This window comes from Actinomycetospora sp. NBRC 106375 (assembly GCF_030269665.1).
GTDB lineage: Bacteria > Actinomycetota > Actinomycetes > Mycobacteriales > Pseudonocardiaceae > Actinomycetospora.
This window is the reverse complement of the sequence record NZ_BSTS01000015.1, coordinates 1-24,034: the sequence shown is the minus strand read 5'-3', so window position 1 is coordinate 24,034 and position 24,034 is coordinate 1. Positions and strand designations below refer to the sequence as shown.

At 67.1% G+C, this 24,034-nt stretch carries 18 protein-coding genes and 1 pseudogene; 12 read left to right on the top strand and 7 right to left on the bottom strand.

Going from position 1 to position 24,034, the window contains the following annotated elements:
- Positions 1–10 precede the first annotated feature (10 nt).
- Genes QSK03_RS23105 through QSK03_RS23095 form a run of 3 tightly spaced genes read left to right on the top strand, consistent with a single transcriptional unit; the run spans position 11 to position 1,328 of the window.
- Entirely contained in the window at positions 11–283 is a 273-nt protein-coding gene (locus tag QSK03_RS23105; RefSeq protein ID WP_285657180.1) for a hypothetical protein, read from the top strand.
- Entirely contained in the window at positions 280–513 is a 234-nt protein-coding gene (locus QSK03_RS23100; RefSeq protein WP_285657178.1) for a hypothetical protein, read from the top strand. The genes QSK03_RS23105 and QSK03_RS23100 overlap by 4 nt, the downstream gene beginning before the upstream one ends.
- Positions 510–1,328: a toll/interleukin-1 receptor domain-containing protein gene (locus QSK03_RS23095; RefSeq protein WP_285657176.1), complete on the top strand. Its 819-nt coding sequence runs from the start codon at positions 510–512 to the stop codon at positions 1,326–1,328. Before QSK03_RS23100 ends, QSK03_RS23095 begins: the two co-directional genes overlap by 4 nt.
- Before the next feature lie 69 nt (positions 1,329–1,397).
- Here QSK03_RS23095 and QSK03_RS23090 read toward each other — a convergent pair whose 3' ends face one another.
- The 5 genes from QSK03_RS23090 to QSK03_RS23070 all read right to left on the bottom strand — a co-directional run bounded on the left by QSK03_RS23090 (position 1,398) and on the right by QSK03_RS23070 (position 6,456).
- The gene (locus tag QSK03_RS23090; RefSeq protein ID WP_285657173.1) at positions 1,398–2,444 is read right to left on the bottom strand and encodes a T6SS phospholipase effector Tle1-like catalytic domain-containing protein; all 1,047 of its coding nucleotides are present in this window, start codon (positions 2,442–2,444) and stop codon (positions 1,398–1,400) included.
- 6 nt (positions 2,445–2,450) lie between these two features.
- Positions 2,451–2,867 carry a type VII toxin-antitoxin system HepT family RNase toxin gene (gene hepT, locus QSK03_RS23085; RefSeq protein ID WP_285657172.1) on the bottom strand — a complete coding sequence of 139 codons (417 nt, stop codon included), beginning with the start codon at positions 2,865–2,867 and terminating at the stop codon, positions 2,451–2,453.
- Positions 2,857–3,243, bottom strand: a complete 387-nt coding sequence (locus QSK03_RS23080) for a nucleotidyltransferase domain-containing protein (RefSeq protein ID WP_285657170.1) — start codon at positions 3,241–3,243, stop codon at positions 2,857–2,859. Before QSK03_RS23080 ends, hepT begins: the two co-directional genes overlap by 11 nt.
- Positions 3,244–3,459: 216 nt before the next feature.
- Positions 3,460–5,562, bottom strand: a complete 2,103-nt coding sequence (locus QSK03_RS23075; protein WP_285657169.1) for an HNH endonuclease signature motif containing protein — start codon at positions 5,560–5,562, stop codon at positions 3,460–3,462.
- Between the two features lie 51 nt (positions 5,563–5,613).
- Entirely contained in the window at positions 5,614–6,456 is an 843-nt protein-coding gene (locus QSK03_RS23070) for a hypothetical protein (RefSeq protein ID WP_285657166.1), read from the bottom strand.
- A gap of 230 nt (positions 6,457–6,686) precedes the next feature.
- On the opposite strand from QSK03_RS23070, the gene QSK03_RS23065 reads away from it, so the two are divergent.
- From QSK03_RS23065 to QSK03_RS23030, 9 genes are all read left to right on the top strand, one after another.
- Positions 6,687–9,971 (top strand): ATP-binding protein, encoded by a 3,285-nt coding sequence (locus QSK03_RS23065; protein ID WP_285657164.1) that lies wholly within the window; start codon positions 6,687–6,689, stop codon positions 9,969–9,971.
- Between the two features lie 561 nt (positions 9,972–10,532).
- Positions 10,533–12,044: a sugar transferase gene (locus QSK03_RS23060; RefSeq protein WP_285657162.1), complete on the top strand. Its 1,512-nt coding sequence runs from the start codon at positions 10,533–10,535 to the stop codon at positions 12,042–12,044.
- A gap of 272 nt (positions 12,045–12,316) precedes the next feature.
- The gene (locus QSK03_RS23055) at positions 12,317–13,798 is read left to right on the top strand and encodes a sugar transferase (RefSeq protein ID WP_285657161.1); all 1,482 of its coding nucleotides are present in this window, start codon (positions 12,317–12,319) and stop codon (positions 13,796–13,798) included.
- A gap of 209 nt (positions 13,799–14,007) precedes the next feature.
- Positions 14,008–15,051 (top strand): glycosyltransferase family 2 protein, encoded by a 1,044-nt coding sequence (locus QSK03_RS23050; protein WP_285657160.1) that lies wholly within the window; start codon positions 14,008–14,010, stop codon positions 15,049–15,051.
- A 2,509-nt stretch (positions 15,052–17,560) separates the two neighbouring features.
- Positions 17,561–18,193 carry a glycosyltransferase family protein gene (locus QSK03_RS23045; protein WP_285657158.1) on the top strand — a complete coding sequence of 211 codons (633 nt, stop codon included), beginning with the start codon at positions 17,561–17,563 and terminating at the stop codon, positions 18,191–18,193.
- Between the two features lie 27 nt (positions 18,194–18,220).
- Positions 18,221–19,474, top strand: a complete 1,254-nt coding sequence (locus tag QSK03_RS33195) for an oligosaccharide flippase family protein (protein WP_352232027.1) — start codon at positions 18,221–18,223, stop codon at positions 19,472–19,474.
- Positions 19,475–19,727: 253 nt separating this feature from the next.
- Entirely contained in the window at positions 19,728–21,014 is a 1,287-nt protein-coding gene (locus QSK03_RS23040) for a glycosyltransferase (RefSeq protein WP_285657156.1), read from the top strand.
- A gap of 1 nt (position 21,015) precedes the next feature.
- On the top strand, positions 21,016–22,104 hold the full coding sequence (locus QSK03_RS23035) for a Gfo/Idh/MocA family protein (protein ID WP_285657155.1): 1,089 nt from the start codon (positions 21,016–21,018) through the stop codon (positions 22,102–22,104).
- On the top strand, positions 22,101–23,420 hold the full coding sequence (locus QSK03_RS23030) for a Gfo/Idh/MocA family protein (RefSeq protein ID WP_285657151.1): 1,320 nt from the start codon (positions 22,101–22,103) through the stop codon (positions 23,418–23,420). Before QSK03_RS23035 ends, QSK03_RS23030 begins: the two co-directional genes overlap by 4 nt.
- Positions 23,421–23,614: 194 nt before the next feature.
- Here the strand turns inward: QSK03_RS23030 and QSK03_RS33445 are convergent, their stop codons facing one another.
- Together QSK03_RS33445 and QSK03_RS33440 are read right to left on the bottom strand one after the other, a co-directional pair.
- Positions 23,615–23,719 (bottom strand): hypothetical protein, encoded by a 105-nt coding sequence (locus QSK03_RS33445; protein WP_502872210.1) that lies wholly within the window; start codon positions 23,717–23,719, stop codon positions 23,615–23,617.
- Positions 23,703–23,888 (bottom strand): annotated as a pseudogene (locus QSK03_RS33440) (transposase); the annotation flags it as partial. The pseudogene QSK03_RS33440 and the gene QSK03_RS33445, both read right to left, overlap by 17 nt.
- Positions 23,889–24,034: the final 146 nt, after the last annotated feature.

Sequence of the window (24,034 nt, the reverse complement as noted above, 5' to 3'; positions counted from 1 at the left end):
GGTGACCCGGGTGAAGCTGCATGTCCGTGGCGCCCACGCCACGCCCGAGATGCGCGACAGGGTGCTCGACGAGCACCGCAACCTCTGGGGTCGCATCCGCGGCGTGCTCGAGAAGCCCGCGTCGTCGCCGCCCGGCGACGGTGACCCCGAGAACGCCGGATCCATCGTGTCCCAGGTGCGTGCGCTGCTGGAACGGGCGACGCGGCAGGGCAAGATCTCGACGGCCTCCGAGCACGAGCTGGTCGAGCACGTCGACGCGGCCTTCCGACGGAGTGGATCATGAGCTGGGAGTGCACCTTCTGCGGTCGGGAGGAACGGCCCGACGGCAAGGTGGTCGTCGACGCCGTCTGCCACCACTGCGGGGCGGTGATGTGCCGGGACGACCAGTACGTGCTGTGGGACACGGATGTGCTCGGCCACGCCACGCGCGGCCGCTGGGCGGTGCACTGCTCGTCGTGCCGCCGCGAGCACCACCGCTTCGCCCTGCCGGGGCTGAGCAGGTTCGCTCGGTGATCGAGTTCTCGGTGGAGCCGGACCGCGTCGTCGCCGGCCTCCCCTCGGCGCTGACCGTGCGGCTCGTCAACGCCGGCCCGGCTGCGTGCTCGGACATCCGCCTGGATCTCCGTCCCCTCCGCGGGGTGTCGTTGGTGCGCGGCTCGCGAACGATCGAGGTGCGGCGACTGGACCCCGGCCGGACGCACGACCACTCCGTGACCGTGTACGCCGACACGCCGGGACCGCACACCCTGGCCGTCCACCGCCTCGTCTACGTCGCGGCGGGCGGCAGGGTGACGCGCACGTCCGGCACGCTGGTCGTGTCGGCCGATCCGCCGCCGCCCGCCCCGGCGCCGCCGCCACGCGCCCCTCGCCGGGGTTCGGTGTTCGTCAGCTACCGGCGAGGCGACACGGGGCCCGCGGTCGACCGGCTGGCCTCGACCCTCCGTGTCGCCTTCCCGGACCGCGTCTTCCACGACCACACGAGCCTGCGCCCCGGGGATCTCTGGTCCCGTCGTCTCGAACGCGAGCTCGCGGAGTCCGCCGTCGTCCTCGCGGTGATCGGCCCGTCGTGGCTCGAGGTCGTGACCGCCGACGGCCGCCGACGACTGGAGGACGAGGACGACTGGGTGCGCCGCGAGCTGGTGTCGGCCCTCGACGCCGAGCTCGACGTCGTCCCCGTCCTCGTGGACGGCGCGGCGATGCCGCGCGAACGTCAGCTCCCGCCGGTGCTCCGCCCGCTGTGCGAGCGGGAGGCGTACGACCTGAGGACCGATCCCGCCGGCACCGAAGCACTCGTCCGCGTGCTCCGGGGCATGCTCGGGGAACGCTGAAGTGCCGAGGTCGCGAGGTGCGTCGACGGCCGACGCATCGACCGGAGCGCAGATACGGATGGACCCTGGTCAGGCTTCCGGCGTCCCCCCGACGTGCTCCACGGTCGTCCTCCTCGCCGGGTCGCCGAGCATCGTGCGGAACGGTCGTGGTGCATCCCGGAAGCGCCGCTGCCGGTCGACGACGCTCGACGCGACGCTCGTGCCGTCGACCGGTGACCGCGGCCGGCGCGGCAGCCACCGGTAGACGCCGTCCATCGCGACGTGGCGGCGGCCGAGGGCGTCGGGGTCGAGGTCGTCGGGGAGGTGCAGGGCCAGGCCGTAGCGGCGGGCCCGCGCCGCCATCCACGCGAGTGTGATGTCGGCGAGCCGGTGGTCGCTGTAGCCGCCGCCGACGTCGGAGTGCACGCCCGTGAACCAGACCTGCTCGACCTCCTGGCCCTCCGCACCGCCGGTCCACAACGCCGGCACGAACGAGCCCCGCCGCTCGTGCATCGCGAGCGCCTGGAACGCACCGTCGACCTGGCCGCTCAGCGCCGTGTCGTGGAAGCGGTAGCGGCGGTTGGCGAGATCGGTGAGCGGCAGGCCGGTCAGGGGGACCCCGAGGGAGCCGACGGTGTCGAACACCCCGATGAAGCGGATGCGCGTCACGTGGGAGAACGACCGCCGGAACAGCGCGGCCTCGACCTCGGTGGGGTGGTGCTGCGGGTCGCGCGCCCGGTACAGCGCGAACGCGTCGTCGAGGCGGTAGGCGTGCTCGCGGCGCAGGATGCCGCAGTTGCGCACGAATCCCGCGGCGCTGCGCGCCGTGAAGGCGCCGCGGCTGAAGCCGAAGAAGAAGATCTCGTCGCCGGGCTCGTAGACGTCGACCAGGAAGTGGTAGGCGTCCCGGACGTTCTTGGCGACGCCGCGCCCGAACACCCCGCCGATCACGCGGTCGAGACGTCCGTTCGTCCCGACGCCCTTGTCGTAGAAGAGGCGCTGCGCGGTGCCGTCCGGGGCCTTCTCCGCGACGGCCTGGGCGATGCGGGAGATGTTCGAGGGGCAGGGGGCGCCGTTCTCGTCGACCTCGTCGGGCGTGTTCCACGTCCCGTCACAACAGACGACCAGGCGCTTCACCGTCCGTCAGACCTCGGTCATCCAGTGCGCGACAGCAGACGCGAATCCGTCCAGATCGCTGAGATCCTCGAGACGCCGCACGACGAGAGCGCCATCGACGGTGACGTACGCGTGCACCAGCACGTTGCGGAAGCCCACCGCTCGCCCGAGCTGTCGGGCGAGGTCGGACTCGAGGACGCCGTGTCGGCCGAGCACGAGCATCGCGTCCGCGTTGGTCGCCGGCGGACCCCACCCCTCGGAGGCACAGAGGTGCTGGGCGACATCGACGCACGCCTCGATCGCGGTCACGAAGGCGTACTTGATCGCCCGTAACCAGGCCGGGTCGTCGCGACGGTCTCGGTCGGCACCCGCCTCGATCCGGAGGAAGGCGAGGTCGTCCGCGACGGCTCGGAGCAACCGCTCGACGCGGACCTCATCGACCACGACGCACCGACTCCAGGAACTCGCGGCGGCTGCGCTCGAGGCGCGGGAGTTCGTCGAAGTAGATCTTGCGGGTCGTGGCGGTCCACCGCACCCTGACCGGCGGGTCGTCGTCGAACAGCAGTGCGCCGTGGACGGCGATCCGGCCGGCGATCTCCAGGGGCGCGGTGTCGAGGACGAGGAGATCGACGTCGGGCGGCAGGAGCACCTCGAACGACGCCGGCGCCGATCCACCCCAGTAGGCGGCGACGTCGACGTCCGAGTCGGGACGGTGGGTCCCCGCAGCGCGGCTGCCGTGCAGGAGCGCGAACCGTGCTCCGGCCGCCCTCAAGCCGGCCGTGATCTCCTGCTGCAGGTCAGCAGGCACGCTGCCGGTCACGGCGCTGAGTGTGGCATGTCAGAACCACGAGATCTGGCGTGATGCATCCGGTGAGTGACCCCTCGTCCAGCGGGCTGGTGCCCGGCCCGGCCTCGGGCCTCGGCGCCGGGCACGGGGCTCAGTGCTGACGTGCTGACGTGCTGACGTGCTCGACGTGTGCGCCCGGTGTCTGCTCGGGAAGAGCCGAGCGTGCGGGAGAGTGCCCCCTGCCGCGTCTCAGAACGGCGGCGGGTCGTCGTCGGTGACGTCGCGGTCGGCGGCGGGTGGCCTCGCTCCCGGATCCGGACCGGCGCGCGGCGGTGGCTTCCGCGGGTACGGATCGCCGTCCCAGATCGGGTCGTTCGTCGCGTACCACCGCGGCTCGTCGCTGGAGGGCGGGTCGGGTGGATCGGGATCGGGGAGTCCGTCGAACAGCGGCTGCGGATCCCGCTCGTACGTGTGGCCGGTGGGACTGGTCCACTCGAAGTACCCGGGTCGGGGCTGCTCGAGGTGCCACCCCGGCTGCTCCTTGAGCAGGTGATCGTGGAAGCAGACCGCTCCCAGGTTGATCTCGATGGTGAGCCCGCGGGCGGCGTGGCGCCGGGTGTGGTCGATCTCGGCGTTCACGGCCGAGCACCGGCACGACGGGAAGACGCACGTCTCGTCCCGCGTCTCGAGCCAGCGTCGGAGCGCCGCGTGCGGGAACCGCGCCATCGCCTCGCGCTGTCGCCGCGCCGCCGCTGCCGTCTCCGCTGTGTCGGCTGCCGCGTCGGTGTCGGCACGCGGGTCGGGAACGGGCGCACGCGCCGCACGCCAGAGGGCGTGCTGGTGCCGAAGATCGGTGATCACCGCGGCCCACCCCGGATCGTCGCCGGGCTGGAACCGGTCGAGCTCTGCCCCACTGACGTGCATCTCGACGACGGCGCGCGGTAGGCCGGGCGCACGGACCTCCTGCGGCGTGGTGGTGCAGGTCGTGGGCCGGCGGCGGGTGATCAGCACGGCGACCGGTGCGCCGGTCTCGTCGGTGACCGCCACCCGCCACTCGGCGTCGGCGTGGGCGGCGACCAGCTCCCGGGCCTGACCGGCGTGAATGGTGCCCCATCCCGGCAGCCGCGCGGGCTTCTCGTCACGCCCGAGCAGGGTCGAGAGCCGCACCCGGACCTCGAACCGCGACTGTCGGGGCCCGCGTCGCCGCACGACCGGCGCCTCCTCGGGCTCGTCGGGCTCGTCGGGCTCGTCGGGCGGCGGCCCGTCGCCATCACCGGGTACAGGCAGCAGGTCGAGCTGGTCGTCCCTGTCGTCGGCCGGGTCGGCCGGAGCATCGCCGCCGGCCCTGTCGCCGTCGAGGAAAGCACCGCTCGCAGGATCGCCACCGGTCGGCTCCGCACCCGACGTGCCGCCGGCCGCGTCGTCCTCGTCGCCACGCCCGCTGCCCTCCGGCCCGGTCGGCATCCGTGCCGCGTCGTCACCCGGCCGCTCCGGCGGCGCGTCGGCGGGGTCGTGGGTCTCGCGATCGGGCGGGTCGTCCTCGTCGGCCATGGCGAGGACGGCCGCCACGATCTCGTCGTCGGTGGCACCGGAGAGGGCAGGGTCCCAGCGGGTGGTGAAGACGTCCCCGCGGATAGTGTCGATCTTCCCGGGATGCCCGAGCGCCTTGACCCGCGCGGCCAGCCGGTTGATCTGGCGGGTCATCCGCGTGCCCGCCTGGATCGGTAGGTCGAGCCCGCAGACGTTGACCGTGCCCTCGGCCGTCACCGTGGCCCGCACCCGCCGCTGGCGGCGCGCGTTCTCCTCGCGGCGCACGGCCCACTCCGGATCGAACGCCTTCGCGAGCTCGTGCAGCCGGTCGATCAACGCGCCATAGGGCATGCCGGCCGCCACCGGGAGCACCCGGGCGATCACCTTCGCGGCGTGCTCCCGGGACAGATCGCGGGTCTCCCGCTGGATGTGCTCGATCCGCTTCTGGTCGAGCCGACCCTGGGCCCACCGCCGGCCCAGCTCCGGATGCAACACCGTGGCGTCGGCCAGCGTCAGCATCGTGGCGATGGCCGTCCGCGACAGCGAGAGCCGGGCCCGGAGCTCGTCGCCGGCCTCGGACAGGTCGCGATCGGCCCGGCCGCCGGGGCAGGTGGGGTCGGCCAGCGCCGCCTCACGCGCCGCGGTGTGGAACCGCGCCTCCTGGTGGGACAGCTGCCGTCGTTCGGCGCTGACCAGCCGCATCGTGTCGTACGGCGAGACGCGCGCCGGATCGACCGACGCCAGCGCAGCCCCCAGCGCTGCCCCGGCCGGCATCTCGTCGATGCCGACGGGCAGCGGCTGGAACCCCGCGCCGTCGAACACATGTTCGAGTCTAGCGAGCACCCCCGACAGCCACGGCCGCTTCGGGGAAACCTAGGACGAGCTCTGTCGCACGCGACACAGCGAGTCCCGCCCGAACACCTGCCACAGCATCCGCGGCGTGACGAGGCCGTAGGGCAGCGGCGCGTCCGGGTCCGGCAGGCCGGGCATCGGCCGCGGGTCGAGCAGCGGGTCCGGTGTCCGCGGCTCCTCCTCCGGGTCGGGCTCCTCGTCGCCGCGCAGCCAGTCCAGGACTCGATCGACGAGGTCGTCGAGCACTTCCCCGAAGAGCTTCCCGCCGGACTGCGCGATCGCGGTGACGGCATCGACGAGGAAGGGCCGGTCCTCGTCGGCCAGGAGTGTCAGCAGCCGCGCCGCCGTGCCGTTGCGACCGTCCAGACGCTCGATGCGGTCGAACAGCTTGTCGACCACCCACGGCAGCTCGTCCGGCTCCGGGATGTCCTCGCGGGCTCCGAGGGATGGCGGCGGCGTCAGGTCCGCGCGGGTGAACGACCGCCCGTACGCGTTGGCGACCAGCTCGGCGCAGTACCAGCTCGGGTGATCCTTCGATGCCGCCCACGACTCCGCCACGTCCCGGGCCGCACCGTAGAGGCGTTCCGCCAGCGCGGCGTCGCGGTCGTAGAGCTCGAACGACCGCAGCCCGGCTGCGATGTTGACGAGCTTGACGAAGGAGAACGTCCCCTCGTCGCCCGGTGCGTCCGGGTAGCCCTCCAGGTACTTCAGCGCCCGGGAGCGCAGCTCGTCCGGCATCGCGACGATGTAGAAGTCCCGGCTCGGCCAGAAGTCCGAGAACGGGTCGCGGCGGATGCCGCCGAAGTCGAGGCGCAGGTTCTCGGCGAGGGCGCTGGCGATGTGGGTGGCGGGGCCCTCAGTCACATCGCGTCCACGCACCGCGATACCGGAGTGCGAGAAGCGCGTGCCGTCCAGACGCTCCATGAGCCGGCCGAGCGGCTCGCCGGGAATCTGTGTCACCAAGAGTAGGTCGCCGGGCCGAACCTCGCCTGGATCGATGCTCCGGAAGGACGTAGAGTCACCGTTCGCCGTCACGCTGAGTGTTTCCTGGGGGTCAGGTGTCATCGTCGTCATCCCCCGATGTTCGTATTCGTGTGCTGGGTGAGGTCTGCATCGAAGGCGCGTCAGGCGCCGTCGGGTGGCCGGGGCGGCGCCTGCGAACGCTGCTGGCACTGCTCGCGGCGGCGTGCCGCGGCACGGTGGCGGTGCCGTCGCTCATCGACGAGATCTGGGGCGAGGTCCTCCCGGAGCGGCCCGACGGGGCGCTGCAGGTGCTGGTCAGCCGACTGCGCCGGGAGGCGCCCGACGAGGACACGCGGCTGCCGATCCCGCCGATCGGCGAGACCTACCGGCTCGACCTCCCGCGCGACGCCATCGACCTCCACCGCTTCCACGACGACGCCGCGGCCGCCCTCGACCCCGAGGCGACGCGCGAGACCGTCATGGAGCGCGGCCGACGGGCCCTCGAGACGTGGCGCGGCGAGCCCTTCGCCGGCACGCCACTGGGCCCGCGACTCGAAGCCGAGAAGACCCGCGCCATCGACCGCCGGGTCCGCCTCGTCGCGCGCATGGGCGCCGCGCTGCTCGACCTCGACCGTCCCGCCGAGGCTGTCGACCTCGTCGCCGACGACCTCGCCGCCGACCGCTCCCGCGAGCGCCTCGCCGTCATCGCCGCGTCCGGGCTCCACCGCCAGGGGCGCACGAGCGAGGCCCTCGAGACCCTCACCGCCACCCGACGGCACCTGCGCGACGAGCTCGGCGTCACCCCCGGCGCCGAGATCGAGGATCTCCAGCTCCGCCTCACCGCCCCGGTCCCGAGCCGCCACCCGCGCCCGACGCTCGTCGGCCGCGAGGAGGAGCTCGCCGCGGTCCGTGTCCTGCTCGAGGCCCCCGACGCCGGCGCCGTCCGACTCGTCACGGGCGAGGCCGGCATCGGCAAGACCGCGGTGCTGCGCGCCGCCCGTCGCGAGGCCTGGATGCGCGGGGCGTGCGTCGGTGGCGGGACCTGCGACGCCGACGCGCCGCCCTGGTCCGCCTGGGCCGAGGCGCTCGCCGAGCTCGGCGCCGCCCCCGTCCACCCCGGCGAGCCCGCCCCCGGCCGTGCGCTGCTGGAGCGCTTCTCCGCGCGGCCCGGGCCCGTCCTCATCACCCTCGACGACGCGCACCTCGCCGACTCGGCGACCCTCGCCGCGCTGCGCGCGATCGGACGGGCCGGTCTGCGGGCCGGGACGGTGGTGCTCGTCGCCGCCCGCGAGCCCGACGCCGTCTCGCACCCGAGCTGGAGCGCGACGCACGCCGAGATCGCGCTGTTCGAGGCGGTCAGCGACGTGCGTCTGCCCGAGCTCGGCCGCGCCGCCGTGCGCCGGCTCGTCGTCGGGCAGCTGCCCGGCCTCGCCCCCGACGGCGCCGGACGCGTCGCCGACGCCCTCTGGGAGCGCACCCGCGGCCACGCCCTGCACGTCTCGGCGGTGATCGAGTCGCTCGCCGGGCTCGACCAGCCCGACGGGGAGAAGGCGGTCGACGAGCTCGCCACCGTCATCCCGGCCCGCCTGCGGCCGCTGCTCGACCACCAGCTCGCCGGCCTCGACCCGGCCGCCCGGGAGGCCCTCGAGTCGCTCGCCGTGCTCGCCCCGCTCTCGCTGGGCGATCTCGGCACCATGCTCGACGTCGCGCCCCGCCCACTGTCGAACCTGCTGCGCAGCGCCGTCGACCGTGGGCTGCTGGCACCGACCGACGACGGGTTCGTCTTCCGGCACGCCCTCACGCGGGACGCCGTCCTGGACGCCGTGCCCCCGGCGAGCGCGCAGACGCTGCACCACGCCCGTTACCGGGTGCTCGTCGAGCAGGCCGTCCCCGAGCCGTTCACGCTGCTGCGCCACGCCGTCGGCGCCGGTCCGCTGCTCACCGACCGGGAGGTGGGCGACGCCCGCCTCGGCGCGGGTGTCGCGGCGTATGGCCAGGGCGCGCTCGAGGAAGCCCGGGCTCAGCTCGACGCTGTGCTCGACACCTCGCAGCCCAGCTCGGTGGCCCTGTACCGCGGGCTCGTGCTGGAGGCGATGGGTCTCCAGGAAGACGCCGACGAGGTGCTCGACGAGGTCGTCGAGCAGGCCGCGGCCCTCACGGCGGGGGTCGAGGAGGTCGAGTCCCCGGCGGACGCTCGCCAGGTCGACGACGGTGTCGTCGCCGACGCGGTCGTGGCCGCGGTCGGCCACGACGCGATGGGCATCAACGTCGCCGGACGCCCCCGACGCGCCCGGCGACTGCGGCGCGTCCGCACCCTGCCCCTGACCGACCGGCAGCGCGCCGAGGTCCTGCGCAGCCTGATCCTCGAGGAGGAACAGCTCCACGGCGACGTCGGCGACCCGACTGCCCTGCCCGAGCTGCTCGCCCTCGCCGCGAAGGGTTTCGGGGACGCCCGCCTGCTCGCCGGCGTCCGCGTCCTCGAGGCCAACCACCTCGTCGACGCGCCCGTGCCCGCCACCCAGCGGCTCGCCGTCTGCGAGCAGGCCAGCCGGCTCGCCGACGAGGCGGGGGACGACGCGCTCTGGTTCGAGGCCGAGGAGCTGCGCATCGCCGCGCTGCTCGCCGCGGGCCGCCAGGACGACGCCCTCGCCGCACGGCGCGACCTCGAGCCGCTCGCCGTCGACCGCCACAGGCCGCGGACGATGTGGATGGTCTCCCTGCTCGACGCCGGGCTGACCCTGGCTCGCGGCGACACCGACGAGGCCGACGCTGCCGCGCTCGCAGCCATGCAGCGAGGCCAGGAGCTGGGGCTCCCCGACGCCGTCGGCGCCTACGGGGTCCACCTGCTCGTCCGGCACCTGCTCGCCGGCACCCTGCCGTCTCTCCAGGGCCTGCCCGCCGGCGCGGCCTCCCTCTACCCGCTGGTCGCCGCCTGGTCGGCCGCTGCCGCGGTGGACGCCGCCATGGCCGGCGACCTCGAGACCGCGGCCGGCCACCTCGCCGACTGGCACCGCAAGCGCGACGGGCGCGAAGGCGCGCTCTTCGACCGCCCCGGCCTCTGCCTCGCCGCGTGCGCCGCCTTCGCGCTGGGCGACGAGGCCACGGCCGAGGTCGTGCGCCGCGACATGCCGCTGGACCCCACAGCCGTCGTCGTGGTCGGCATCGGCTCGGCCACCTTCGGTCCGCAAGCGCTCTACCGGGGCCTCGCGGCGGCCGTGGTCGGCGATCGTGCCGAGGCCAAGAAGCGCTTCGCTCTCGCCGCGTCCCTCGCCGACGGTCTCGGCTGGGCGCCGTGGGCCGAGGCCGCTCGCGGCTTCGCTCGTCTTGTCCGGGCCGGCGGCGCGCAGGGGCGTCCGGCGGGAGGTCCCCCCCTCCCGCCGGACGCCCGTCCGCTCGGGCTGCTCCCGCCGTCCTGACGTACCCCCCTCGCCAGGCCGGGCGAGAGCGTCACCCGTGGCCCCGGGCCCGGACCGGCGGCTGAGCGGATCGATCGACATCGGCCCGCTCCCCCCTGCCGCCGGGCCTGGCGGCCCGTGACGCAGAGCTAAACCGGTCCCGCTTTCACGCACCTTTCGCGGTCATGGACGGCTAACACGACCGCCGTGGCCCGAACGGCCTAGTGGTGTCGCTGATCTGACTGGCGGTGCACCAAGGGCGGAGGACGGCGGCAAGACCCACTGGTACTCGGATGAGTGATGTTTCGCCCTGTCAGGTGATCTGCGATCCGCAGCCGCAGCGTTAGTCGGTCACGAAGCGACGTAGACCACATGACTCCGAACGAGTGAATGAGCGTCATAGTCTCAGGCGTGTCGCGCAGACACGCCCGGAAAGCGGACCACTTGGTGTGTAACGACGCGGACAACGTCAGCCGATAGCGGGTCAAGAGCGACGGCATGCGGTTCAACGGGAGGACCCGGTCGGCGCGTCACACCACTGGGTGGTCGTTCACCATCCGTGATGTAGGGGGGACATCGGGAATGAGCAGTGGCGTCGACATAGCGGAATCGATCGAGTCGTGCGCAGCGCGAGCCGATTGTCCTACGGAGCGTGACCACCTGGTCGTCGTGCGGGAGCGGCCTCTGACGCTCGTCCCGAACCAGCGCCAGGCCTCGATGGTCAACCCGAAGCCGGTCCCGGACGGGAAGCCGCTGGCCGGCATCAAGTCCGCTCGTCGGATCGCTGCCTGGATGGTCGTTCCGCCGGTCGACCTGGCGATGCTCCTCCTTCCACTCCTGTGGAGCTCTCATGTCAAGGCAATCCTGCTCATGGCGGCGGTCGCGATGGTTGTCCTCAACGGCACCGGCCGCTTCCGCGCTCGGCTCCACCTCAGTGTGTTGGACGAGCTGCCTGGCCTTATCGGCCGCCTCCTGACCTCCGGCGCCATCGTCGGCACTCTCTTCGCACTGGTGAATACCCAGCAGGAGGTCGCGCCCTTCCTGGCCGAGATGCTCGGAACTATCGGCCTCGTCATCGTCGGGCGCATCGTCACCACGCAGCTGATCCTCACCGCGCGCAAGCGCCGCGTTGTCGCGCACCCGACCATCCTCATCGGCGGCGGGACCCGCGCGGAGGAGATGGCGACGCTCCTGCAGCGCTACCCGCAGTACGGCCTCGCTCCGGTCGGCTTCGTCGACGACGGCACCGCGTGCGCCGCTGGGAACGTCCTCCCACGCCTCGGTCGCGTCGACGACCTCGACTTGGCGGTCGCCGTCTCGGGCGCGGACGTCGTCCTCATGGCCGACGGCGACGTCTCCGAGGCCGAGCTGCTCGACGTGGTCCGCCGTCCCGACTGCCTCGACTGCGATCTGCTCGTCATCCCGCGGCTGCCCCAGTTCCACACGCAGGCCGGGATGGTCGACCACATCGGCTCCGTCCCGGTCATGCGGATCCGCACCCCCAAGCTCGAGGGGCCCGCCTGGGCCATCAAGCGCGCCTTCGACATCGTGGTCAGCGGGCTGCTGCTGCTGGTCCTCGCGCCTGTTATGGCTGCTTGTGCCGCCGCCGCACGCTGGGAGGGCGGGCCAGGTTTCCTGTTCCGCCAGGAGCGCGTTGGTCGCGACGGCCGCAGCTTCGAGTGCCTGAAGTTCCGTTCGATGAGGCCCGCGACATCCGCCGAGTCGGCCACGCAGTGGAACATCGCGAACGACCACCGGGTCGGCCCTGTCGGGAAGGTGCTGCGCCGCTCCTCGCTCGACGAGCTCCCCCAGCTGTGGAGCATCCTCCGCGGCGACATGACCCTGGTGGGCCCGCGCCCGGAGCGTCCCCACTTCGTCAGCAAGTTCGCCGCCGAGATCGACCGGTACGACCACCGCCACCGCGTCCGCGCCGGCCTCACGGGCCTGGCGCAGGTCAGTGGTCTGCGGGGCGACACCCCGATCAGCGACAGGGCCCGCTTCGACAACTACTACATCGAAAACTGGTCGCTCTGGCTCGACGCCAAGGTCCTCCTGCGGACCTTCAGCGAGGTGCTCTTCGCCAAGGGCCGCTGATCACCCCCCACCCCGCTGTCCACCGCACGCAAGGACCGCTCGCATGGCGCACAGGACCCTCTTGTCGCACGATCGAGCGGTCGGTGGTGTGTTGCCTACGCTGGGTGGTCTACCGTCCGCGGCCGACATCCCGATGGGTGTCACGGAATGGTATCGGGCTCGTTGGGGCATGTAACAGGACGCAGCCTCGACGCCCGGACCGCTCTCCGCAGCAGCGGTCCCGTCGCAGGACGTGGGATGGGGGCGCCCCCGCGGGTGCCCAGCAGGCAGGCATGGGGGGTCTTGCCGTGGGGAACAGATCAGGTGCGCTCGCCGAGCGCTGGTGGGGGGACGAGGCGACTGCCACCGACCTGTCCAGCGTGCGAGAACCCGAGTACCTCGGAGCGCAGCCACCAAGGAGCCCGAAGCCGCTCGTCGGCATCCGGTCCGCCCGCGGGCTCGAGGCGTGGATGCTCGTCGTCCCCGTGGACGCGGCGTCGTTGCTAGCGCCGGTGCTGTGGGCGCCGTACGCCTTCCCAGCCCTGATGGCGCTCTCGGTGGCCTCGATCGGCCTGCTGATCGGCCGCGGCCGCTACCGAGCGAAGCTCCACCTGTCCGTGCTCGACGAGCTCCCCGGCCTCGTCACGCGGGGGCTGACCGCGACGGCGATCGTCGCGCTCGCCTTCGTCCTGCGGCATGACGCCTTCGCCGCTATCGACTTCCTCGGCCTCGCCGCCACGAGCATCGGTCTCTTGGTCGCCGGGCGGTTCGTCACCACTGCCGTCATCCTCAACGCACGCCGCCGCGCGGTCGTCGCGCACCGGACCGTCCTCATCGGTGGCGGCGCCCTCGCCGCAGAGATGGCCACGTTGCTCGAGCGATACCCGCGCTATGGCCTCTCCGTGGCCGGTTTCGTGGACGACGGCGACCGCTGCGATGCGTCCTTTGTGACATCCCATCTCGGCGCCATCGAGGACCTCGAGCTGGTCGTGGCTGCCAACGACATCGAGGTCCTGTTGGTCACCGAGGGCCAGTTCGACGAGCTCCAGCTCCTCGACTACGTCCGCAAACCCGACTGCTCGGAGTGCGACCTCCTGGTCGTGCCGCGCCTGCACGCCTTCCACACGCAGACCGGCCAGTCCGACCACATCGGGTCGGTCCCGGTGATGCGCATCCGGAACCCGTCGCTGTCCGGTGTGGCGTGGCAGGTCAAGCGGGCGTTCGACGTCGTACTGAGCGCCGGTGCACTACTACTGCTGTCGCCGGTCCTCCTGACATGCGCGATCGCCGTCCGGCTCGAGGGCGGGCCGGGGATCGTCTTTCACCAAGAGCGGATCGGCCGCGACGGGCGGACCTTCGAGTGCCTGAAATTCCGCTCGATGAAGCCGGCAACGTCCACCGAGTCGGCGACGCAGTGGAACATCGGCACGGACAAGCGGGTGGGACCCGTGGGGAAGGCCATTCGGCGGACGTCCCTCGACGAACTCCCACAACTCTGGAACATCCTACGCGGTGACATGACGCTCGTCGGTCCGCGGCCCGAGCGGCCGCATTTCGTCGAGAAGTTTTCGGCGGAGTATACACGCTACGCATATCGGCACCGTGTTCCGTCAGGCTTGACAGGCCTGGCCCAGGTGAGCGGACTCCGAGGAGACACGCCGATTTCCGATCGCGCACGTTTCGACAACTATTACATCGAAAATTGGTCGCTGTGGCTCGACGCCAAAGTGCTACTTAGAACGGTTGGCGAGGTTCTCTTCGCCAAGGGACGGTAGATATGTCGGCTGCCGCGAGCGACATAGAGGAACTTCCTGCACCTCGTACCGCCCGCAGGGACTCCAGAATGCCAGATTCTCAGGCTTCGGACCAACTGCACGAGATTGGAGACCGCGGCTTGGGGGGAGGAGCGGGCAATAGTAGCCCCGACTTGCATGATTCCAGATCTGAGCAGCGTCGTTACCGCGGAGACAAGGATGAGGTCGGTGTGTGCGCCGAGCGGCCACGACTAACAGTCATTGTACCTTGCCTGAACGAAGAGAAGCGCCTTCCAAAGTTCCTTGACCATCTTGAACAGCAAACGATTCAACCTGACGAGATCATCGTAGCTGACGGAATGTCTGAAGATCGAACAAGGGAGCTTCTCCGACTTGCAGCGCCACGATTCATAGATTTGCAGGTTGTGGACAACATCCGTCGCCACGTCCCTGCCGCGCTGAATCTGGCGCTGCGGCACAGCCGTGGCGAATATGTCGCCCGCATGGACACGCATGCCGATTATGATCCGAACTACTTGGAATCAGTGTCGACTTTCCTGCGCGAGAACCCTGAGGTGGCAGGAGTCGGTGGAATGATGGCGTCCGCCGGAGTCGGCGACTGGGGCCGGGCAATAGCCTCAGTCCTTAGCAAACCGTGGGGACTCGGTGGAGCACGCCATCGCGTCGGCGGTGCAGGTGGTCCTATTCAGCACGTATTCTCCGGCTGCTATCGTCGAGAAGCCTTGGAAGCCATACAAGGTTGGGACGAGAGGCTCAAGGCAAACGAGGATTTCGAAGCAGATGTCCGCATGGGGGCCAATGGACGGAAAATTTGGCTACTCCCAGAAACGAGGTCAACATGGTACGTCAGAGAGAGCCCTCGTGGCCTAGCGAAGCAAATGTTCCGGTACGGCCACTACAAGGCTCTCACCCTCAAACTCCACCCGACGTCGTTCAGGGTGCGGCAGGCAGCGCCGCTCCTGGTTGTACTCCTGATCGCCGCAGCGCTAACCCAACGGGACCGTCGTCTGATAGCGCTGACAGTCGCCTACGCGATAGCGACCGCAATTCTGGGAGCGAGGTCGGCCCGTCAAGAGATGGCCAGCCCGTTGAAGGGCACAGTCGTCCCAGCCCTAGTCCACGTCACATGGGGTACCGGGTTGCTGACGGGACTGTTCCGCTATCTGCTCTTGGAGCCACGAGTCAGCAGGATGCTCAAGAAGAACCCGACGGCAGGAGGAGAGCGGCAGATAGCAGCGCAGAACGACGGCTGACTGCAAAGTTTGGAAGCTCGCCGGCCGTTGCCAATCTAGCGATCATCTTATGTTCAATGGTGGTCTGCGCGGCCGTGGTGGCGGGCCTTGCGTTCGTCCTTCCGGCTACCTATACAAGTCGAAGCTCAATTATTTTCACTAGTGTGGACTCGAACGCGGCGATAACCGGTCGGACTGTGGCTTCGTCCGATGGCGAAAGACAACGCCTGCTGAACACCCAGATCGATGTGGTCTTAGGCGACGGCGTTCTCGGACCTGTAGGCGAGCAGACTAGTTCGTCGTTGTCCGATCTCCGCGAGAACGTCTCTGTGACCGCAGTCCCGGACAGTGACATTCTCATCATCGAAGGTGACGGACCTTCCGCCGAGGACGCTCGAACTCTCACCTCGACGGTGGCATCGAGCTACGGAAACTATAGTCGGGAGAGCGAGAAGCGGGCGCTCCAAGACCAGGCCGATGGAATGCAGAGACCAATAGACAGCGTCAGGGCCCGCCTAGGGACTGTCTCACCGGCTCAGGAAGGAGCTCGGACAGCGCTGAACAACCAGCTCGCTGACTTCGTCGAGCGGCAAGAACAGCTCCGGACTGCTGCGGAGATATTTCCAGGTCAAGTGCAAGTACTCGCCGCGGCTGACTTTCCTGAACGTCCAAGTTCGCTGACGCCAGCGCTCGGCGCAGCGACCGGCGGTGCCATAGGTCTGCTATTGGCTGGCGCTTGGCTTCTCTTTCGCTATCGTGTCGCTGTCCGAAACGCCTTCGGCGCCGACACGGGTGAAAGACATCGGGACCGCCATTAGATTTCGTGCCATGAATCCGCGCAAGAGTGGGCCCCTCGCGTTGGTGAGTAGCGCCGTGCCGACTAGTCGAACGTCGACCTTCCTCTTCGTCTTGTTGTGCCTAATACTCGGTAGTCAACGTCTCGCTGTTCCTATTGGTTCGTCGCAGATACCAGCTACTGTACCGGTGGTCACTATCGTTACTGTCGCTGGACTGATGCTGGGATTTCTGCGAGTCGATGTGCCATCAGCCACGGTTTTCGCAATCGCTTTGTGGATTCTAGGGATCCTAAGCTTCGCAGTTGTCTCGACAGGCACGGGGATATCGGCAACATCCCTCGTCCTACTGCTCGCAATCTATTCACTCGCAGTCTTACGTCCAACGAATCTGACGTGGGGGGACATCGATTACCTTCTTGACCGATTCGTACGGATTATGGTCGCAGCGTCGATTCTATCGATCGCTCAGTTCGTCCTCCAGTTTGGTATATCCGGTCGGATTGATCCACTAGCGAGGGGCCTACCAGAAAGCCTGCTATTACGAGGTTACAACAGCGGGGACCCGATCGTATATGGATCTCCACTGATTAGATCAAATGCTTTGATTTTCCTCGAGCCTTCGTTCATCTCGTTCTTTCTCGGCCTCGGGGTAGTTTGCGCCCTGTATCGGAGCAAGAGCACGCTGGTGTTGTTGCTTCTCATGGGTGGCATCGCCCCGACACTAGCGGGGAATGGTGTCGTAGTCGTTGTCCTGGGGGCCATTACGATTACGGCGAGCAAGTATCGCAAAGTGCTGCTGAAGTTGGTGGTCCCAGTGCTTGCGCTAACTGGGATTCTCCTCTCGACAGCCCTGGGCGAGATATTCTTGAGCCGAAGCACGGAGATTAACAGCAACGACTCAAGTGCCAACTTTCGGCTTGTACAGCCTTATGAAGTGTTCCTTCCGCGAGCCTTCGAGTCTATGCAGTCCATCTTCCTGGGGCATGGAGCGGGAAGTGCGTCGAATGTTATCGAAGATCTTGGCTTGCGAGCGCTAATTTCTCCGGTCCTGCCCAAGTTGCTATACGAGTACGGGGTCTACGGCGGGCTAGCCTTTCTAATATTTCTGGCTGCGGTATTTAGTAAAGCCTATCGACGTCCGTACTCTCTCGGCCTACTCGTGTCCTACCTCGTTATTAACGCGGGACTCCTCCAGCCTACCCTCGCCTACACGACGATCCTATTCTTGGTGCTACTCAATCCAAGTGTTAACCCCGTCGGTCGCCAGGGCAAGGGAAATTGCCACAACATTCCTCGTACGATCACTGGAGACGTGCAGAATGACCGACCTAGCGCTCCTCGCTCAGACGAATCCAGGGCGAGTTCTGGAGTCGCGGCCACTTACAGATCTGGATCTTCTACAGCAGCGGTACGGGGCCACGATGGTGCCGAAACCAGATAGGCGTGTCGTGCTAACCGCTCTAGAGGCGGCTACCTCGACTGAGCTCCGGCACGCTCTAGCTGCCAGGAGGCTAAGGCCAAGCTCGGTGCTGAGTTTTGCGGAACGTCTCGCGTTTCCTGCTATGCTCGCCATGCCAAATAGCCGACATTCCTGTGTCGCTCACAATTTGAGCAGGCAGCGAAGAGCGTTGGCCAAATCCACAGGGTGGATGAATCGACTCAGGCGAATCTTCGTTGTCGCGACGGCTCAACGCGATGCCCTACTGGGCGTTGGCATAGAACGACGGAAGATCGTGGTGCTTTCAGATTATATCGATTCTGCATTCTTCGATCCAAGTATCGACTCTAGCGACGGCGGTTTTGGCCAAGGTTCAGCTGGTAGAGGGCGAGAACTTGGACTGCCCAGTGAGTTTCTGTTGGCAGTAGGTCAAGAGCGTCGCGACTATAAGACTCTGATCGGTGCAGCAAGGACGGCAGGAGTTCCGCTTGTCATCGTCCCGTCGAGCGAATGGGTCGGCGAGGAAGCTCAGGGATCTGAGCGGAGCGACGTTATCGTTGTTCAGCGTAGGTTGCCGTGGGTGGAACTCCGAGAACTCTATCGCCGTTCGCTGGCGGTCGCAGTTGCTATCGAGCCAAACACGGACTACGCGGCAGGTGTCAACGGAATGCTCGAGGGGATGTCTATGGCGAAGCCGGTCTTTGTCACTGGGACTAGTGGACTGGCTGACTACCTAGACCCCGAGTGTCTGGCAGGCATAGCTCACCCGGGCGACATAGGATCGCTCACTTGTGCGTTGGAGCGACTTGGAGATACAGCGTTGATGTCGAGTAGAAGCGCCGCTGCGAGGGAGAAGGTCATTCGGGAGTACACCCTTGAATCTTACGTGGGGCGTATTTCTAATGAGCTTGAGATTGCAACAGCGTGATGATCTCAATTAGTATGGCGGCGATCAGTGGAACTTAGGAGTGGCTCTCTACAGCGGCGCGCAATCTGGACTGCTCTCGACCAAGGAGTATCGAGCCTTGGAAACGCCGGGCTGTCTCTAGTTGTTGCGCGTGAGGTCTCGGCAACCGAGTTCGGCGCTTTCGCGATCGCGTTCTCGGTGTTTGTATTTTCAATCTCGGCGTCTGCGTCCTTCTCCGGACAAGTCGTGTCGATCCTCTTCGCTGATGCCGAGGGTGCCCGGGCGACTTATGCGGCGAGAACGTCGACGGGGAGCGCCCTAGGGTTCGGGCTTCTCATTGGCGTTCTTTTGTGCTTCGCAGCGAGCTTGCTGCCCGATGACCTCCGACCAGTGCTGCTCTGCCTAGCAATAAGTCTTCCTTTCCTATTGATGCAGGATACATGGCGAGCGGTCCTACTAGCACGTGCCCGACCTTTAACCGCGCTGCTAGCGGACTCGCTCGGATTGCTGTCACTGGGCTGCTTCTGTGTGCTTCTTATCGCCTGGGATGTAGAGGCCGCCTATCCATTCGTCTTGGCTTGGGGAGCGTCGGGGCTCGTCGCTAGCGTGCTGTGTTGTGCAAAGAATCGAGTCCTGCCTACGTTTCGTGGATTGCAGACGTGGGTCTCAGAAACGAGATCGGTCGGCTTTCCGACGTTTGGTTCAGCAATGGCGACCCTCGGTGCGGCCCAGATTTCGTTTGTCTTGATTGCTGCGATCGGTTCTCTACAGGACGTGGGCTCGTTGAGAGGCGCGCAGACTTTGCTGGGTCCATTGAACATATTATCGTTTGCTGCGGCAGCTTTTGTGCTGCCAGAGGTCTCGCGGCGTCGCTTGACGCGTGCGGAGTATGTTCAATGGGCTGCTTGGATGTCGACAGTTCTGCTCATTGTGCACGGACTCTGGGTCGTTGTGCTGCTCTTCTTGCCCGATTCGCTGGGTGTGGCACTGCTCGGTGATACTTGGGTAGAGGCGCGCGCTTGCCTTCCGGGCTTTGGTGTCTATCTATGCGGAATCGCGGCGACGGCTGGCGCGACGACCGTAGTTCGAGGACTCAACCGGGCCGACCTTGCTCTTGTTGTTAGCGTTGTTCTCGGCGTTCTTGTCCTTGTTCTGCCGGTCGCTGGCGTGTACGTGGGAGGAGCCAGCGGCGCGGCGTTTGGATTTGCGATCGCAGCACTCTGTTCAGTCTTGCCTGCCTGGCTCTTGCTTCTGAAGGCAGCAAGAACAGGTCGTCGAACGAAGGCTCCGAGCGCACCGTGATGAAGCCGCGACCGTGCAGACGAGGCTCACGAGGCGCAGAAGTGTCTGTCGATGATGAGGCGGTTCGCCGTGACATACTCGCCTCTATACACACTCGTTCCGTGGTTGACTTCTGCGGTCGCAAGCATGCGGGCTTAGGCCTTGGGGTTCGTCAAGAGCCGTCTGAACCGCCTGCTCCCTTGCCTCTGCTGGCGGCATCTGTACCTGGGAACCTAGGGAGGGTTGGCTCTTCATGCGACTGCGGTGGCGCGGGATGAAGCAGCGACGCCAGCACAGGGCTCGCCTGTACGCACACGTCGACTCAAGCGGGTCGGACGGAATGTCATCCGACTCCGAGGCGAGGATCGGTGAGCGAATCCTCTTTGTCTCGAAGATTGACTTTCGCCTACCACGCGATGGCGGAACGCTGAGGGCAGCTGCGGCGGTCAATGTCCTTCGGGACGCGGGGTTCGTGGTTGACGCGTTCGCGGTTCGCGGCGACACGGCGCTACCGCGTCCGGCCCCTGCATGGTGGGCACGGCTGCGTGTCCTTATCAGCGCGCTCGCGACGTTGTCGCCCTCTGTGCTCAAGTGGTACAGCCCCGTGGCCGTGGATCGTGTAGTGGCGGCGGCACGGCACCGGCCTGACCTTTTCCTCATCTCGTTCTCACAGCTCGCGCCGTACCGCCGCGCATTCGGCGGCCCGGTCGCCTTCGATCTCCACAATGTCGAAGCTGACATCATCGGCAACTACGCCAAGGTCGCGAAGGGGCTGCTCCGGCTCGCCGCATCGCTCGACGCGTTGTTCCTCCGAAGACTCGAGGCGAAGATTCCCCGTTGGGCGGACGGCGTCACTGCGGTGTCTGATAATGACGCCGACGTGTTCGAGCGCTTAAGCGGCGTCCGGCCGGCTGTAGCTTCGAATGGCGTTAGTGGCGATGCTTTCTCGCTTGCGGCACAGATCGTCGGCGAACCACCCGAGATCGTCTTTGTTGCGCACCTCGGATGGCGTCCGAACATCGATGGGGCTCAGTGGTTAGTAACGGCCGTGTGGCCACATGTGCGTGGGGCGCTTCCAGGGGCACTTCTGCGTCTGGTCGGACGTAGCCCTGCGCCCGAGGTGCTCGGGCTCGCGAGCCACGACGTGCTGATCGATGGCGATGTGGAAAGTGTGCTTCCTTACCTCGCACGTGCACGAGTTAGTACGGCACCCTTGTTAGCCGCCGGGGGTACCCGATTGAAGATTATTGAGGGACTTGCGACAGGCACTCCTGTCGTTGCCACACGGCTTGGAGCTCTAGGCCTTGAGGCTCTCGTTGATCGCACGTTCTTCGTGATTGCAGACGATCCGAAAGTCTTCGCTGACGAGATCGTCCGTCTCGCCGCGCAGCGAACTTGTCCGGACGTCGTCCGAGATTCCGTGCGGCAGTACAGCTGGGCAGAGGCTCTGAGTCCGCTCGTCGACGAGGTATGTCGGGCAATTAGGACAGTCGCGTCGTCCCGCGGAAGTGTGAGTCGGCGTGGGGCACTAGGACTGGGCCGGCCTCGGGGAGGGAAGTGATATGTCGCGTTTCAGATGGGGTGTATTCGGTACCGGATCAGTTGTTCCCAAGTTCGTAGCGGGACTGAGGGCTGGTACGGATGCCGAGGTCATTTTCGTCGCGTCACGGGACCTCGGGCGTGCTCAAAGGCTCGCAAGGGAAGTAGGGGCCCCTCGGGCGATTGAGGGGTACAGAGATGCCGCTGCCGCGGGTGGCGTTGATGCGGTCTATATTGCGACGCCACCATCGGAGCACGTCGCCCACGGGTTGCTGTGCCTCGAGGGCGACATCCCCGTGCTGATCGAGAAGCCCTTCGCGACGACCGGTGCTGATGCACGCAAGCTTGCTGATACTGCCCGTGCCCGAGGGGTGTTCGCCATGGAGGGGCTATGGACGCGATTCCTTCCTGCCGCGCAGGCCCTGCACAACCACATTCAGTCCGGAGCCCTCGGTGAGATCCAGGTGGTGTCCGGCGAGTTCGGCCAATCCATGCTTCCGGACCCCCTCAGCAGCATCTTCAGCTCGCACTTGGGTGGAGGTGCTCTGACTCATCTTGCGCCATATCCGTTGTCGCTAGGCCAATGGCTATTTGGTGCGCCACGTCAGACCAATGCCATCGGTACGGTGGGTGACAGCGGTGTCGACGAGAGTGTCGCTGTCCAAGTGGAGTACTCGGGTGGGGTGCTGGGTTCATATCACGTCAGCGTTCGGTCGTGGGCAGCAGATGGTTTCCGCGTGATGGGAGATCGCGGGATGGCCAACGTGCGCGGGTCGATCGTACGTTCGCACGGCGTCGAGATCACGCGGGAGGAGCCCGTGGCACTTCGCGCGGGGGGCTCTAGCTGGAAGGACCGCCTGCGTCAGAGTGCGCTCGTCCATCAGGTGGCGCAACGTCTTGACAGGTCTTCGCGTGGGCGAGGGAGCCGCGAGCCCCATCGCTATCTCGGGAATGGCTACCATTACGAGGCAGATGAAGTAGCAGCGCGCGTACGTGATGGGGCAATCGAGTCGGACGTGATCCCACTCAATGACAGCATCTCCGTCTCGACGACGATCGGAGAGCTTCGCGAAATGGTTGCTCGGAACGATCGCCAGGGGGATGTGCGTTGAGAATCGCGTTCGTTGGATGTGGTTACGTTTTCGACATCTACATGCGGACGGTCTGGGCATATCCAGAGATTGAGATTTCCGGTGTCTACGATATCGACACCAAGCGCTCGGCAGTCGTCCGCCGACACTATGGCTTTCGCGTTTACGGTGACTTCGCTGAACTTCTTGCCGACGCTGAAGTCGATGTCGTCGTGAACCTAACAAGTATTCGATCGCACGTCGAGGTCACTCGACGTGCGCTTGAGGCTGGGAAGCACGTTTACTCAGAGAAGCCCCTTGCCCTCGAGCTCGGCAACGCGCAGGAGCTCTTCCGACTAGCGGCAAGCCGCAATCTCGTTCTCACCTGCGCCCCGAGCAACGTCTACACAGACGCTGTCCGCACGGCTTGGAAGGCGGTTGCAGACGGCGCGATTGGCAAGCCAGTCCTCGTGTACGCGGAGCTCGACGACAGCCCCGCACACCTGATGCACCTCGAGTCTGTGCGGAGCCCCACGGGCGCGCCGTTCCCGTACGAAGAGGAGCTGCAGGAAGGTTGCACGGTAGAGCACGTCGGATATCATCTAGTGTGGCTCTGCGCGATGTTCGGCCCAGCGGAGGCTGTGGTTGCGGCATCGCACTGGCTTGTGCATCGGAAGACTGAGAAAGACCTCTCGCCGGCCGACACGCCAGACTTCTCGGTCGCTACGCTGACGTTCGCGAACGGTGTTTCCGCTCGGGTCACGTGCAGTTGGGTCGCGCCGCGTGATCACTCGTTCAGGATCATAGGAGAGGAAGGTCAAGTATCCGTTGACAACGTCTTTCATGACAGGTCCCCTGTCTTTCTTGAGCGTTTCTCACGAGCGAGTTTGAGTGCGAGAAAGTTGCGCAGTGTGCGTGTCAACCCGTGGCTTGGCCGCCGATTTGGGCTCGGCGGGCGGCGCATACCGTTGGTTCAGCAGTGGAAGTCGCACGCCGTCGGCGCCGAGCGCGACGCGGGCACATCGGTCAAGCAGCGATTGGTGAGCTGGTTGCGGATCCGAGAGGTTTATGCGCAGGACAAGCTACTTGGAGTAGCAGAGATGCTGTGCGCGATCGAGGAGGGGCGTTCGCAGCCGCTGAGCCCCGAGTTTCTGCTCCACCTCAATGAGCTCACGCTCTTGATTCAACGCGCTCGGAGCGACGGGATCAGCACGCGCCCGGTGACCTCGTTTGAACCTCTCAGCCTCTTCCAGGAAGGGCCGCTCGACGGTGGGACGCCTGATCTCCGTGAGTCGTATCGCGCGCGTGCTCTCGAATCGCTCATCGGTCGGCTAGCTGGCTCTGCGCACCGCGCATAGAAAGACTGGGCTTGGCGAGCTTTCGGTGTTTCCCGTCCGGGGACGCTCCTATGACCCGCACGGGACGAAGTGCATCTCGGTCGCCGCCGAACTGATGTTAGCCCGCGGGGCCGTGCAAGCAGGGCGCGGGTCCCTTGTCGCTCCCGCTGCAGCGTCCAGTACGGCGATCCTGGCCTAAAACGGCTCTTCCGGAATTAGAGTGCGAGTGCGCCGCAGTGCAGTAGGGCTCGGATGCGGTAGTTGATCAGGTTGCGGAAGCCCAGGGCGTTGCGTCGGAGGGCTTCAAGCCGGCCGTTGATGGCCTCGGTCGGCCTCGGTCGGCCCGTTCGAGGCGCGGTGGGTGAAGTAGGCCAGGACGTCGTCGCGGCGGCGGTGCAGCGTGCGCCCGAGCGTGGCCAGTTCCTCGAGCCCGGCCGGTAGCCCGGATCGGAGCCGGTCGATCACGGCGGCGAGCAGGGTTCTGCCGCGGTGGCGGTCGTGGTCTTCCTAGGCGGCGATGATCTGCTGGTAGGCCCACCAGGTCACCTCGACCGCGACGTGCTCGTCGTAGGCGAACACGGTCTCGAGGCGGGCGCGTTGGCGGTCGGTGAGCAGCCCGAGGCGGGTTCGCAGGG